General features: G+C 62.5%; 10 protein-coding genes. 4 read left to right on the top strand and 6 right to left on the bottom strand.

Annotated elements, in window-relative coordinates:
* Window positions 1–366 precede the first annotated feature (366 nt).
* Window positions 367–1,725 carry a short-chain fatty acid transporter gene (locus HMPREF3104_RS07995; protein WP_198147750.1) on the top strand — a complete coding sequence of 453 codons (1,359 nt, stop codon included), beginning with the start codon at window positions 367–369 and terminating at the stop codon, window positions 1,723–1,725.
* Between the two features lie 14 nt (window positions 1,726–1,739).
* Complete coding sequence (locus HMPREF3104_RS07990; protein WP_070495099.1) at window positions 1,740–2,867, top strand: MFS transporter; 1,128 nt, start codon at window positions 1,740–1,742, stop codon at window positions 2,865–2,867.
* Here HMPREF3104_RS07990 and HMPREF3104_RS07985 read toward each other — a convergent pair.
* From HMPREF3104_RS07985 to HMPREF3104_RS07970, 4 genes are all read right to left on the bottom strand, one after another.
* Window positions 2,860–3,513 (bottom strand): DUF3239 domain-containing protein, encoded by a 654-nt coding sequence (locus tag HMPREF3104_RS07985; RefSeq protein WP_246816389.1) that lies wholly within the window; start codon window positions 3,511–3,513, stop codon window positions 2,860–2,862. The two genes, HMPREF3104_RS07990 and HMPREF3104_RS07985, sit on opposite strands and share 8 nt — an antisense overlap.
* Window positions 3,514–3,539: 26 nt before the next feature.
* Window positions 3,540–5,180: a DNA repair helicase XPB gene (locus tag HMPREF3104_RS07980; protein WP_070495098.1), complete on the bottom strand. Its 1,641-nt coding sequence runs from the start codon at window positions 5,178–5,180 to the stop codon at window positions 3,540–3,542.
* A gap of 62 nt (window positions 5,181–5,242) precedes the next feature.
* The gene (locus HMPREF3104_RS07975; protein WP_070495097.1) at window positions 5,243–6,436 is read right to left on the bottom strand and encodes an ABC transporter permease; all 1,194 of its coding nucleotides are present in this window, start codon (window positions 6,434–6,436) and stop codon (window positions 5,243–5,245) included.
* Entirely contained in the window at window positions 6,436–7,314 is an 879-nt protein-coding gene (locus HMPREF3104_RS07970; RefSeq protein WP_070495096.1) for an ABC transporter ATP-binding protein, read from the bottom strand. Before HMPREF3104_RS07970 ends, HMPREF3104_RS07975 begins: the two co-directional genes overlap by 1 nt.
* 55 nt (window positions 7,315–7,369) lie before the next feature.
* Between HMPREF3104_RS07970 and HMPREF3104_RS07965 the strand changes: the two genes are divergently transcribed.
* A complete protein-coding gene (locus tag HMPREF3104_RS07965) occupies window positions 7,370–10,186 on the top strand; it encodes an FAD-binding and (Fe-S)-binding domain-containing protein (RefSeq protein ID WP_070495095.1) in 2,817 nt (938 codons plus the stop codon).
* On the opposite strand, the gene HMPREF3104_RS07960 is transcribed toward HMPREF3104_RS07965, so the two are convergent.
* A complete protein-coding gene (locus HMPREF3104_RS07960) occupies window positions 10,183–12,201 on the bottom strand; it encodes a helicase-associated domain-containing protein (protein WP_070495094.1) in 2,019 nt (672 codons plus the stop codon). The genes HMPREF3104_RS07965 and HMPREF3104_RS07960 overlap by 4 nt on opposite strands.
* Before the next feature lie 52 nt (window positions 12,202–12,253).
* Here HMPREF3104_RS07960 and HMPREF3104_RS07955 point away from each other — a divergent pair, with 52 nt between their 5' ends.
* A complete protein-coding gene (locus tag HMPREF3104_RS07955) occupies window positions 12,254–12,451 on the top strand; it encodes a hypothetical protein (protein ID WP_052205093.1) in 198 nt (65 codons plus the stop codon).
* 91 nt (window positions 12,452–12,542) lie between these two features.
* Here HMPREF3104_RS07955 and HMPREF3104_RS07950 read toward each other — a convergent pair whose 3' ends face one another.
* Window positions 12,543–13,178 (bottom strand): resuscitation-promoting factor Rpf1 domain-containing protein, encoded by a 636-nt coding sequence (locus HMPREF3104_RS07950; protein WP_070495093.1) that lies wholly within the window; start codon window positions 13,176–13,178, stop codon window positions 12,543–12,545.
* Window positions 13,179–13,338 lie beyond the last annotated feature (160 nt).

Genomic DNA, 13,338 nt, shown 5'->3' with positions numbered 1-13,338 from the left:
CGAATCCTGCTAGACGATAACGAAAACACCCCTGTAAAACCCCAGGTCGAATGTAGAGACACACGGCCGGAAACAACGTATCGACTAGCAGAGAATCGGTTGCGCGCCGGTAGGCGCACATACTCTTGCTATTAGACCTTGTTCGTTTTTACCCCCGTCGGTTCGTGTGGCGAACACTTTGTAGTTCGCACTTTTCAATGCCTAGCCTGCATGTTCGCTGGCTGGGGAAGTAGTGCTTGGCTCTTCCATGCTGAAGCGAGCAATGGGCCTACCATTAGTGGATACTTTCCACCCCCGCGCATTTTTTGTGTTTAGTTTATTCGGGCTTACCACTTAGATTTATGGCGTTACCCGTCACAGTTTCCTATGACTGTGGTCCGTGCCTATTTGATGGAGTGGTCCATGAATGCCTTAGCGAATGTCACTTCGCGCGTGGTTCAGCGTTATCTTCCGGATGCTTTTGTCCTTGCTATTTTGCTTACATTCCTGGTGGTGCTGGCGGCTCTTGGGCTCACCGATTCCACTCCGGTTGATGTAGTCAACTATTGGGGCGAGGGCTTCTCCAAGCTGTTTGTCTTTGGCATGCAAATGGCTCTCGTTCTCCTCACAGGGTTTGTTCTTGCACTCAGCCCCGTCGTGGAGAAGATGCTTGACAAACTGACGGATATCCCGAATACCCCAAACCAGGCCTACGCGTTGACGGCAGTGATCTCGTTTATCTGCTGCTACTTGAACTGGGGCCTTGGTCTGGTTGTTGGCGCGCTGGTGGCTCGTGAAATGGGTAAGAAGGTCAAGGGCCTTCACTTCCCGCTCGTTGTTGCTGCTGCGTACTCGGCAGAGATTGTGCGCGGCCCGTCGTCCTCAATCCCGGTGGTCATGGCAACTCCGGATCACTTCATGTACGAGGAGTTTGGCATCATCCCGGTCACTGAGACCTTGTACTCGTGGTGGAACATTGTGGTGACGTTGCTGATCTTCGCAGCCATCGTTGCGTTCTACGCCTTCATCAAGGTTCCGCAGGCCCAGGTTGTGGGCTTTGTGGAAACCGTTGATGAGAAGGCTTTGGAAGTAGACGAGCCAGACAAGTCTGAAATGTCTTTCGCTGAGCGCTTGGATAACTCCCGTGTGCTGCTAATCCTTCTGGCGCTGCTGCCGTTGGCATACCTAGTTTTGCACTTCGCGGATAACGGCTTTGACATCAACCTGAATACCGTTATCCTCCTGTTCCTTACGCTTGCTCTCTTTGCCCACCGCAGCGTCAATCACTTCCTCGCTGCGGTACAGGAAGCAATCACCTCTACCCGCGGCATTATTTTGCAGTTCCCGATTTACGCGGGCGTTGCCGGCATCATGTCGAATTCCGGTCTGGTTGAGGTCTTCTCTAACGCGTTTATCGGGATTGCCAACTCGGCTACGTTCCCAGTGATCACGTTCTTGGTGGCCGGTTTGGTGAACATCTTTATTCCCTCCGGTGGTGGCCAGTGGGCAATTCAAGGCCCGGTCATGCTGGAAGCCGCGCAGGCAATCGGCGCAGATATTCCGCAGACGATCATGGCGTTTGCTTGGGGTGACTCCTGGACTAACCAGATTCAGCCGTTCTGGGCACTGCCGCTCTTGGGCGTGGCAGGGCTTAACGCGCGAAGCATTATGGGCTACTGCCTCGTGTGGCTGTTTATTACCGGCGTTATCATTGCGGCTACCTTCACTCTTTTGGCTGTTTTGTAAGAAATCTGGAGCATATGTTTAACGGATCGCGTTCGCAGCATCTGCAAACGCAGATGCTGTATTTGGGCGGTCTGATCGGGCCGATGGCGTCGCAAACGCTGATCGCCATGGTGCCCGATATGGCGGTGACGTTTGGGAAAACGGTGCAGGAGGCATCGTTTGTGGTCACCTTGTATATGGTTCCGTTTGCGTCGTTGATGCTCTTTTCCTCAGCGCTGGTTCGCTATGCTGCACCGCACACGGTTATCAAGTGGGCGTATGCTTTGACGTTCATTGGCTCAGCGATTTGTTTCATTGCGCCGTCGTGGAACCTGTTTCTGGCAGGTGTGCTGGTGATGTCGGTATCAAACGCGTTTACGCTGCCGATTCTCCAGATCATCCTTCGTAATACGGTCCCGGCGGGGCATCTGGGTCAGGCGTTGGGTCGCTATTTTGCTATGCAGTCCCTTGGTAATTGTGCGGGCCCGTTGGTGGCGGGTGCGGCGTCGTTAGTCAACTGGAAGCTCATGCATGTGGCCGTAATGGTGCTTGCGGGGTTGATGGTGGTGGTGGGGGTGCCGGCGTCGGAAAGGATCCGGAAGAGCTCCGTCAAGGAAAAGGTGGCGTGGGGGACCATGATCATTCATATCCTGACCGTGCTTGCGGTAGGTGTGAGCATCATCGGTATGACTACGGTGTTGACGATTCACTTGCAGTCCGTGTTTGGGATGCCCGCATCTACACGCGGCCTGGTGATCATGGTCGGTGGGCTGGCGGCGTTCTTCTTCGCGCCGAAGATTGGTGCCTCGGTGGATCGCTACGGTGCGCTGAAGATTCTGACCGCGTGTGCGGTTACGGGTGCGATCGCGGTGGCGTCTATGGCGCACCTGCCGTGGGCGATCGGTATCGCAGTGCTCTGGGGCATTGCCATGACCAGTGCGCAGGGCCTGCAAACCACCGTGTCTTACTCAGTGCTGCGCACGCCAGGCGGCGCAGGATTTAACGCAGTGGTGCTCTCAGCTCGCTTCTTCGGCCTGGCGCTTACGCCGCTGTTGATCCTGCCGATCTACCTGAGTTCCGTCACGCTTGGCTTTACGGTGCCGGCACTCGTGTTGATGGTGGCGCTCGCTCTGCAGTGGGGAGCGAGTAAACGCCCTAGATAACCGCAAGGCCCTTCTTTGAGGCCTGCAGCAGCTCATCGTTCTTGCGGGCGCGGTTGAGCATCTCCCACTGACGCTGCGGGATCGCCGCCTGGGCGGTCTCAACAACGGACGCGTCCGGGGTGCCCCACACAATCGGCATCGGGGTGATCGCCTGCCAGTGCTCTTTGTCGTGCGTGGAGCGCTGCGCGCCAACCGCGGCAACCGGCACCTTCGTCCCAACCGCGTTGCTTTCCTGCGGCAAGGGGCGCACGATTTGCGACGCCAACGCCCACCTCTCCTTCTGCCCCGGATCCACATTCGCGTTCACCAGCGCAGTGACCGTAATGGTGGTGCCAACGTTTTCAGTGATCATGGCGGGTGCCAGCGGATTGTCGTTATACAGCTGCTGCGGGCTGACCACGCCGCGGGGGATAACAAGGGCGACAATCAACATCATCACGCCAAACAGCACCAGGCCGAGGGAGCCCAGGAGGTGCCAGGGGGAGGCCGGGTCTACAAGAAACCAGATGGCCACACCGGCGGCCACGCTGATGACAAATAGTGAGATGCCGGAGATCACGAGGTACTTGGTGTTGCGCAGCAGCTCATTGTGCTGCTTGGCGTACGCCTCGTCCACGTCGAACTTGAATACGTGCATGTCGCTCATGGGGTACAAGTCTAGATGGCGGCTGTTTAGATGTCGTCAGCGTCTACAAGCCTGTAGGCGTAGCCTTGCTCCGCTAAAAAGCGTTGGCGGCGCAGGGCGTATTCGGCATCAAGCGTGTCGCGCGCGACCACGGTGTAAAACAGTGCCTCGGCGCCGTCGGCCTTCGGACGCAGCAGCCGGCCCAGGCGTTGCGCTTCCTCCTGGCGGGAGCCAAACGTGCCGGAGACCTGGATGGCCACGGCTGCCTCTGGCAGGTCGATGGAGAAGTTCGCCACCTTGGACACCACAAGGGTGGAGATCTCGCCGTCCCGGAACGCTTGGAAGGCGGTTTCGCGTTTTTTGGTGGACGTTGTGCCGTCGATAAGCTGAGCCCCAATGTGCTGGGCAATCTCCTCCAGCTGGTCAACGTAGGCGCCGATGATCAAGGTCTGCTTGCCGGCATGTTGGGCCAGTAGCTTTTCGACGACCCCCAGCTTCCCCCGCGAGCACGCCGCCAGGCGGTAGCGCTCACGCGTTTCGGCGCTGGCGTAGACGAGCCGCTCCTCCGCGGTGAGTGTGGTGCGCACTTCGACGCATTCGGCGGTGGCGATGTAGCCGGCCATTTCGAGTTCTTTCCAGGGGGCGTCGTAACGCTTAGGCCCGATGAGGGAGAACACGTCGTCCTCGCGGCCGTCCTCACGCACGAGCGTGGCCGTAAGTCCCAGGCGGCGGCGTGACTGCAGGTCGGCGGCCATACGGAAGACGGGGGCGGGGAGGAGATGGACTTCGTCGTAAATAATCAGGCCCCAATCGCGGGAGTCAAAGAGTTCGAGCGCCTTGTACTCGCCCTTGGTTTTGCGGGTGACCACTTGGTAGGTGGCGATGGTGACGGGGCGGATTTCTTTGCGCTCACCGGAGTACTCGCCGATTTCCTCAGGTGTGAGCGTGGTGCGGCGCAACAGCTCGTCGCGCCACTGGCGGCCAGCGACCGTGTTGGTAACCAGGATGAGCGTGGTGGTCTGCGCTTGCGCCATGGATGCCGCGCCCACGATGGTTTTACCCGCGCCGCAGGGCAAGACGACCACGCCGGAACCGCCCTCCCAGAATGATTCGGTGGCGTATTGCTGATAGTCGCGAAGCTCCCAGCCGTCGTGGTTCAGTGCGATCGGGTGGGACTCACCATCCACGTAGCCGGCCAGGTCCTCCACCGGCCATCCCAGCTTGATCAGCTCTTGCTTGATCTGGCCGCGTGAGGACGGATGCACTGGCACCGTCACCTGGTCAATCGGCCGAGAAACCAACGGCTGGATTTTCTTGCTGTGAAGGACTTCCGTGAGAATCAGCGGGTCATCCGACTCCAGGATCAGACCGTGCGCCGGGTGCTTGATCAGTTTGAGGCGGCCGTAGCGGGCCATGGTCTCCGCGACGTCAATGAGCAGCGCCTGCGGGACGGGGAAGCGGGAGTAGCGCTCCAGCACGTCAACGGCCTGCTCTGCGTCAAAGCCCGCGGCGCGCGCATTCCACAGCGCCAGCGGGGTGATGCGGTAGGTGTGTACGTGCTCGGGTGCGCGCTCAAGCTCCGCAAACGGGGCGAGCGCCGCGCGGGCTTTGGCGGCGTTGGGGTGCGCGACCTCAAGCAGTACGGTCTTGTCCGATTGGACGATCAGCGGGCCGTCGCCGAGTGCCATGCGATCTTCTCCTCCTGATAGTAGGCGTTGGTAGTTTACGGGCATGGCTGCGAAGTCCTGCGCTATCCCCTCCGAAGCAACTGCGACCACTTGGTCACGCTGCCGTTGTTGAGGATCGTGCGTTTGTAAATGCGGGCGGCACCCCACACGACGAGGACGGTGGTGACCGCAGCGAGTGCGAAGGAGCCCGCGAGCTGGGCGGCGGTGAAGTCGCCAGCTGCGTAGGTCAGGGGCGCGGCGAAGAGGGAGAACGGCGGGATCCAGCTCACGACCTGCATGAAGGTGGTGTCGGTGTTGGACCAGCCAAACGACGGGATGTACACGCACGCCATCAGCAGGATCAGGATCGGCATCTGGGTGGACTGCAGGTCCTCGGTGCGCTGCACCATCGCACCGGCGGCGGCGTAGAGGCCGCCGAAGAACAGCATGGACAACAGCCAGGAGATAAGCAGGACGGGGAGGGCGGACCAGTCGATTTCTACGTCGTCGATAAGCCCCGAGACCTTCAGGCCGATGCCGCCGACGGCGAGCAGCACCGCGGTGGCGAGGAAGCCGAAGATGACGGTGCCCAGCAGTTTGCCGGCGAGGAAATCCAGCGGGCGAACGGAGGCCAAGATGAGCTCAACGACGCGAGATGACTTCTCCTCGGTGACACGGCTGCCCACCTGGGCGGCAAACGTGATCACGGTGAACATGACCACGATCAGCGCGAAGAAGGTGGTCAGCATGCGGGTCAACTGCTGTGCGATGTCGTCGCCTTCGGTGTCGTTGATGTCCACCGGCACAACGTTGATCTGCGGGGAGGCCGCCTCGTAGTCGGCGGGGCTGATGCCCAGGTTGCTTAGGGTTTCGGCGCGCGCCTGCTGTTGGGAGAGGGCGTCGAGGCCGGTGAGGATGGTGTTGGAGGGGGAGCCGTCCGCAAGGACTTCCCAGGTTTCGCCCTCGACGATTAGGGCGGCCTGCACGTCGCCGTCACGCACCATTTGTTCGGCTTCGGTGCGGTCGGTGGCGGTGCGGGCGTCGTAGCCGGCGTCGTCGAGAAGCTGCTCTGCGATGCCCACGGCAGCAACGGCCGGGCCGCCGGCTTCTTCCTCGGCGTCGTCCTTGTTTTTCATCCAGGTGGCGAAGCCGATCATGCCGAGCATGGCCAGCAACATGATCACGAGCGTGACAATGACACCCTTCTTCAGCAGCAGAATCTGCACCTCGCGCTTCGCGGTGGTGGTGATGGTGTGCATGGGGGAGTAGGTCTTCATTACTTCACAACCTCCTTGAACAGCTCGGCCAGATCCGGCACGACGCGGGTGAACTCGTGGACGGGGCCTGCGGCCATGGCGGCGCGGAGGATGTCCTGGTCGTTGTCGGCGGAAGTGGTTTCGACGATGACGTGGGTGGGGGTGTCGCTAATAAGCGTGGCGGTTGCGGGGATCCAGCCGCGCGCCTGCGTGCCGACGCGGAAGCGCACCGGACCGCCCGAGCGCAGCTCATCGACGGTGCCTTCGGCGACCATGCGGCCGCGGGTGACGATGCCGATGCGGTCGCAAAGCCGCTGCACCAAATCGAGCTGGTGGGAGGAGAAGATGACCGGCACGCCGGCGCGTGCGCGGTCGGTGAGCATCGAGCTCATCACGTCCACGGCAACCGGGTCCAGGCCGGAGAACGGCTCGTCGAGGATGAGCACCTCCGGGTCGTGGATCAGGCTGGCGGCCAACTGCACGCGCTGCTGGTTGCCCAGGGAGAGGTCGTCGAGCTTGTCGCCCAGACGCTCGCCGAGGCCCAACTCCTCGAGCAGTTCGGTGCCGCGCTGCTTGGCAGCCGCGCCGTCCACGCCGTGGAGTTTGGCCAGGAAGACCAACTGGTCGAGGATCTTTTCCTTGCCGTAGAGGCCGCGCTCTTCGGGCATGTAACCGATGCGGCGACGGGAGTTGTCGTCAAGCGGTTGCCCATCGAGGAGCACCTCGCCCGAATCGGCGCTGAGCACGCCCAACGCGATGCGCATCGTGGTGGATTTACCGGCGCCGTTGGAACCGACGAAGCCGTACATTTCCCCGTCGTGGACGGTGAAGTCCATTCCGTCGAGGGCCTGGACGTCGCCGAAGCGTTTGTGGAGGTCCTGAATCTGAAACGTAGTCACCCGACAAAGTTAGCAAAAGATATGACATCGCTCCGGGCGGGTTTATTATGAACCCATGACGGCTACCATCTCCAATCCTGCGGCGCATTTGGCCCGCGAACTCGGCTCCGACGAGGCGCTGTCCACGCGCCCGATCGATCGCATTAAGTACGCGCACGATGCGTCGCACTTCCTGTACACACCAGACGTTGTGGTGGAAGCGCGTAACGCGAACGACATCGCTGCAGCGTTCCGCGCATCCGCCTCCTCCGGTGCCCCGGTGGTGCTGCGCGGCGGCGGTACGTCCCTTTCCGGCCAGGCAGGCGGCAAGGGCATGCTGGTGGATGTGCGCAAACACTTCCGCGGCGTGGAGGTGCTGGACGGCGGCAAGCGAGTGCGCGTCCAACCCGGCTCCACGGTGCGCCAGGTCAACGCGCACCTGGCACCTTATGGCCGCAAGATTGGCCCGGATCCGGCGTCCGAGGGTGCGGCAACCATCGGCGGTGTGATTGCGAACAACTCTTCCGGTATGGCCTGTGGCACGCAGTTCAACACCTACAACACCATTGAGTCCCTGACGTTCGTGCTGCCGTCCGGCACCGTGATCAACACGGCGGATACGGATGCGGAAGCGCAGTTTGCGCAGCAGGAACCGGAGCTTGTGGAAACACTGGAGCGCCTCAAGCGCCGCGTGCGTGAGAACAAGGAATCCGTAGGTATCATCCAGCGCCACTTCGCGCTGAAGAACACGATGGGCTACAGCCTGAACTCGTTTTTGGATTTTGAGTCCCCGCTGGACATCTTTATGCACCTGCTGGTGGCATCCGAGGGCACGCTGGCGTTTATCGCGGAGGCAGTGTTCCGCACTATTGAGGTGCCGAAGCTGAAGACCACTACCATCGCGGTGTACCCGACGCTGGATGCGGCAACCCGTTCGCTGCCAGCACTGTTCGACTCGAAAGCAGCAACGCTGGAGCTGATGGATTCGCGTTCCATCAAGGTGGGCCGCACCTTTGATTCGGTGCCGGAGCAGATCACCGGTTTTGAACTTGGCGGCCAGGCCGCGCTGCTGATTGAGTACCACGCCAACGAGCTTGAGCAGCTGCGCGAATACGAGCAGGCAGGCTCCAAGCTCCTTAAAGAGTTTGAGCTGCAGACCGCGGCCCAGTTCAGCACTGACCCTCTGGAGGGCGCCAAGGCATGGGCGTTCCGCAAGGGCCTTTACGCCCAGGTGGCGGAAGCGCGCCCGTCCGGCACCACCGCGCTGCTCGAAGACATCGCAGTGCCCGTCCAGGACCTCGCCGATACGTGCGGTGGGTTGCAGCAGCTTTTCGATGTCTACGGCTACGACGAGGCCGTCATCTTCGGCCACGCCAAGGACGGCAACATCCACTTCCTGATCACGGACCGCTTCGAGGGTGATGAGAACCTGAAGCGTTACGACGGCTTCAATGAGGACATGGTCGACCTCGTCCTCGGTGCCGGTGGCAATCTGAAGGCAGAGCACGGTACGGGTCGTGTGATGGCGCCGTACGTGCGCCGTCAATACGGCGACGAGCTTTATGAGGTGATGGTGGAACTCAAGCGCGCCGCCGACCCGCGTGGGGTGATGAACCCGGGCGTGATCATCACCGAAGACGATCGCGAGCACATGAAGAACTTCAAGCTCAACCCGCAGGTGGAAGACGAGATCGACCCGTGTGTGGAGTGCGGCTATTGCGAGCCGGTGTGCCCCTCACGCGACCTGACCATGACCCCGCGCCAGCGCATCGTGGTGCGCCGCGCCCGTGCCAAGGCGCTTAAGGAAGGCGACATGGAGCTGGTCGCACACATTGACAAGGAGTACCAGTACGAGGGCATTGACACCTGCGCGGTGGACTCCATGTGCGTGACCGCCTGCCCGGTGGGCATTGATACGGGCAAGTTCATCAAGTCGCTGCGCCGCGGCGAGGCCGGTGCCGTGAAGTCCGCCGGCTGGGCTGCCGCAGCCAAAGCGTGGGGCCCGGGCAACAGCGTGGCCTCTGCCGCGCTGACCGGCGCCTACTACATGCCGACCAGCCTGGTGCAGAAGGTCACCGACGTTGCGCGTGCGCTCGTTGGCAAGGACACCGTCCCGCAGTACCGTCCCGAGCTGTCCAAGGGTGGCGTGAAGCGCTCCAAGGCGTTTGGCACGCGTATCGGCGCGCCGGGCGTGGAGCCGATCGGTGTGTTCGTCCCGGCGTGTGTGAACTCCATGTTCGGCCCGCAATCCGACGGCGTGGGCGCCTCTGAAGCGTTTGCGAAGCTGGTGGAGCGTGCAGGTCTTGCGCTTACGGTCCCGGAGGGCATTGACGGGATGTGCTGTGGCACGCCGTGGACGTCCAAAGGCATGAGCACCGGCCACGACATCATGCAGCGCCGCGTCAACGACCAACTGATCGCAGCAACGGATGGTGGGCGTCTGCCGGTGGTGGTGGATGCGTCGAGCTGTACGCACGGCTTCCGCGACATGGCGGAAAGTATCGGCATCACAGTCATTGACGCGATCGAGTTTGTGGATCAACACGTGCTGGAAAACCTTGAGGTCACACACAAGGTGCCATCGGTGACGCTGCACCCGACGTGTTCGGCGACGCACCTGGGCATCGTGGAGACGCTGAAGCACGTCGCAGCCGCCGCAGCCGAGGATGTGCGCGTGCCCGCGGAGTGGAACTGCTGCGGCTACGCGGGGGACCGCGGCATGCTGCACCCGGAGCTCACGCACTCCGCAACCAAGCGCGAGGCGGCCGAAGCCAAGGAGTTGGGCTCGGCGTGCCATGCGTCCTCCAACCGCACCTGTGAGCTGGGCCTGACCGCGGCAACAGGCAAGGACTACGAGCACATTCTGGAGATCCTGGAGCGCGCCAGCCGCTAGGCCAGCACCACTTTGGTGATGCGCGGCAGGGCGATGCGCACGACGCGGTCGGATGCTTCGTCCAGCGCATCCACCTGCCCGGCGCTCACGCTCAGCGGCAGCACGGTCAGCATGCGCCCGCGCCCGTTTTTGTCCACATACCCCAGGCGCACGTGCCGGCGCCCACGCGCGGCAGCCCGCAGGGTTTCCAGGTTGTCGCCGTCAGCTTCCGGTTCCTCGTCGGGGCTTTCCAGCTTTGCGACGATCCGCGCAACCTCCCCATCCGCCACCCCACGCACCCGCGGGATGGTCGACGGCGTTGCCGGCACCAGTGCTGGCTCCGGCGCGATGTTCACTGACGCGCCTTGGGCGTTTTCCGCCACCGGCTGCAGGCCCGCTTGGCGCAGCTGCGCCATGAGTTGGGAAAGCGGAATCTCTGCGATGGCGGCGGTGGGGGCGAGGGGACGTAGGGCGTCGATAAGCGAAAGGGCCCTGGTGATCAGTGCGGGGTCCTCGCTGCGGATGTAGCTGAGCGCTTGGCCGGCGCGGATGGTGCCGTGGTTGCGCGCGACGTCATCCACCATGAAGCTCAGCGCCTGGGGGACCTCGCCCATGACGTGTGCGTCAAGCCACTCGTGGAGCTGGAGCGCGGTCATGCCGCCGGAAAATGCGCGGCGCAGGCTGGCCTCAGAAACGCGCCAGACGCTGGCAAGGCCGGGGGACTCCATGTCGGCGAAACGCTCCAGCACGCGCGCAACGTCTGGAGTGAGGGGACCGGGTGCGAGCACCGTCATGTCGGCCTGGGCAATCAGGGTGTCCACTTCGGGAGGAACGAGGGTAGCTGCGGCGGCAACGTCGCCACCGTCTAGCACTGCCTGCAGCGGGGAGGAGGCTGCGCCAAGCGCCAGTGCGCCAACCTGCTCGGCTTCGGTGATTACCGCGTTGATCAGTGCGTCGCGCATAGCGGCTGCCGCCAGAGGAGCCTGGAAGAGCAGCATCTGCAGGTTGCCGCCTGCGCGCAGGATGTCCATGCGTGCGTGGCGGATGTCAGGCGCGTGGCTTTCCGCGGACAGCAACTTGTGGCCCTGGTCAATGCGCCATGGGGAGGCAACCCAGCCGGCGAGCACAATCGCCCACTGCTGTGTCAACGTGGCGTCGAGCCAGCTCAGCGCGTCGTGGGTCGCTGCGAGCGCATCGGCGTCTTGGGCAGGATCCACATTGCCGCGGCCGATGAGGCCTGCGGATTCGCCGACGGTGACCATGAATGTCGGGTCAAAGCCCAGCTCCTTGGTCAGCGCGGCAAGTGCGCGCACGCCGACGGTGCTGTCCTTGTTCAGGGCTACCGGCTCCGCCAACAGGCGCGTGAGCAGCTGACGCATCTGGCGCACGGCCTCTAATCCTTGCGCGGTCGCGGCCTCATCCACCGCGTGCTGGTCTACCTCTGGCTGCTCTGGCTCCACCAGCGGGTAGATGCGCGGGGTCTGGCCGGCCAGCGCTTCGCGGACGGGCCGCGGCAGCCGCACGGTTGCGCCGTCAACGCGCACCAGCATTTGCTTGGCTATCAGGCGGGCAACGGGGGTATCCGGATCCGCATCGGGTGCCGCCGCCTTCGTGGTGCCCACGCCACCTGCGCGCGCCAGGGTTTCCAGCACTTTGCGCTCGTTGGCATCAAGCTTTTCGACGCCTTCGCGCACCCCCTCCGGCGCCACATCCGATACCCTCCACCCGGCCGGCAAGGCGCTGAGGGTGCCGGCAGCAATGCGCACAGCGTCGGCGGGGCCGGTGATCAGGGCGCGCTCCCGTAGACGCTCTAGCTGCAGGTCAAGGCCCGTGGTGTCAACCGGGTCAAGCTCCGCACCACGGTCTGCCAGCTGCTCTAGTGCGTGCAGGTCTGCCGCGTTGAGCGTGCGCAGCGCCCGTGAGACAGAACCCGGCAGTCCAAGGCGTGTGCGCAGGGACGCCTGCGTTGGGGGAAGAGGGAAGAACGCGTCCGGGCGGGTGCGAAGTAGTGCTCGAAGCTGATCCTCAGTAAACATTTCCGCACAATCCTACGTGCGTTTCTGCCCAGAACGTGAAAGAATAAGACGCATGGCTAAAGATGCAGAGAAGATTGGGCGCGCGAACCCGGCTTGGCCCACGAACGTTCCTGGTAATGGTCACCCGGTGACCGAGATCTCCTCCAAGCTGGCTGGCGCAAGCAGCCCGTTTGGCAATGAGCTGGTGTTGCCGATGCCGCCGGAGCAGACCGGCTACGTGCACACCACGTCCCGTCTCAACGGCGAGTAAAACCTAAGCTCGTAGGAACAACAAAAAGCGGCCGCTGGAAAGCGGCCGCTTTTTTGCTAGCTGTGAGCAGCTGTGGAGCTGTTACAGGTGCTTAGAAGCCCAGTGCGCCAGCGATGTTGCCGGCCAGCACAGAGTCGATCAGCTGGCGGTTGGCCAAGTAGAAGCCGTTGTAGTCATGCTTGTTAGCAGCGTAGGTCTCGTGCACTTCCTGCGGCACGGTGTAGCCAGCGTTAGTCAGTACCGTGGTCAGCTGGTTGAACAGTGCGTCCACGGCCACGCTGTCGGAGCTGCCGGTAGCTGCCTCGGCAGCCGGGGCTGCAGCCGGAGCCGGAACGGTCTGCACTGCCTGTGCGTCGCGGTTGGTCGGTGCGGAGTTCAGGCCGTGGCGTGCGGAGCAGGCCGGCCATGCGCCCCAGCCCTGGCCAGCAAGGGTGCGCTCAGCGATGATGATCTGCTGCTCACGGGTTGCCAGGTTAGCGGTCGGGGCGAACTCGCCGCCGCCGTATGCCAGCCAGGTGCCGTAGGAGAACTGCAGACCGCCGTAGTAGCCGTTGCCGGTGTTGATGGCCCAGTTGCCGCCGGACTCGCACTGTGCGAGCTTGTCCCAATCGGAATCCGGTGCGGCCGTTGCCTGCGGTGCGGCGATGCCGGTAAGCGCGGCAGCGGCAGCTGCGCCAGCGAGTGCCTTCTTGCTTACGGAGGTGGTCTGCTTAGAGTGGCGTCCCATAGTTACTTCCTTCTCTTACGGGTCGGTTGACTTCGGACGTTTCGCAGTAGCCTAACGTTTTATAACGATTCAGTCACGCTCGTGCCACAAAATGGCGAAGATACTGGGTTTTGGGGCGCTATAAGGGCAGCTCGTGGCGTCGAAAAGCAAAATATGTGAT

The sequence above is a fragment of the Corynebacterium sp. HMSC30G07 genome, from assembly GCF_001806945.1.
Lineage (GTDB): Bacteria > Actinomycetota > Actinomycetes > Mycobacteriales > Mycobacteriaceae > Corynebacterium > Corynebacterium riegelii.
The sequence above is the reverse complement of the archived record's forward strand: the minus strand, read 5'-3'. Positions and strand labels throughout refer to the sequence as shown.

What these genes read in the sequence shown, in the direction of transcription:
- HMPREF3104_RS07995 (WP_198147750.1), top strand. Translation starts at nt 367, where the DNA reads ATGACTGTGGTCCGTGCCTATTTGATGGAGTGGTCCATGAATGCCTTA.
- HMPREF3104_RS07990 (WP_070495099.1), top strand. Translation starts at nt 1,740, where the DNA reads ATGTTTAACGGATCGCGTTCGCAGCATCTGCAAACGCAGATGCTGTAT.
- HMPREF3104_RS07985 (WP_246816389.1), bottom strand. Translation starts at nt 3,513, where the DNA reads ATGAGCGACATGCACGTATTCAAGTTCGACGTGGACGAGGCGTACGCC.
- HMPREF3104_RS07980 (WP_070495098.1), bottom strand. Translation starts at nt 5,180, where the DNA reads ATGGCACTCGGCGACGGCCCGCTGATCGTCCAATCGGACAAGACCGTA.
- HMPREF3104_RS07975 (WP_070495097.1), bottom strand. Translation starts at nt 6,436, where the DNA reads ATGAAGACCTACTCCCCCATGCACACCATCACCACCACCGCGAAGCGC.
- HMPREF3104_RS07965 (WP_070495095.1), top strand. Translation starts at nt 7,370, where the DNA reads ATGACGGCTACCATCTCCAATCCTGCGGCGCATTTGGCCCGCGAACTC.
- HMPREF3104_RS07960 (WP_070495094.1), bottom strand. Translation starts at nt 12,201, where the DNA reads ATGTTTACTGAGGATCAGCTTCGAGCACTACTTCGCACCCGCCCGGAC.
- HMPREF3104_RS07955 (WP_052205093.1), top strand. Translation starts at nt 12,254, where the DNA reads ATGGCTAAAGATGCAGAGAAGATTGGGCGCGCGAACCCGGCTTGGCCC.
- HMPREF3104_RS07950 (WP_070495093.1), bottom strand. Translation starts at nt 13,178, where the DNA reads ATGGGACGCCACTCTAAGCAGACCACCTCCGTAAGCAAGAAGGCACTC.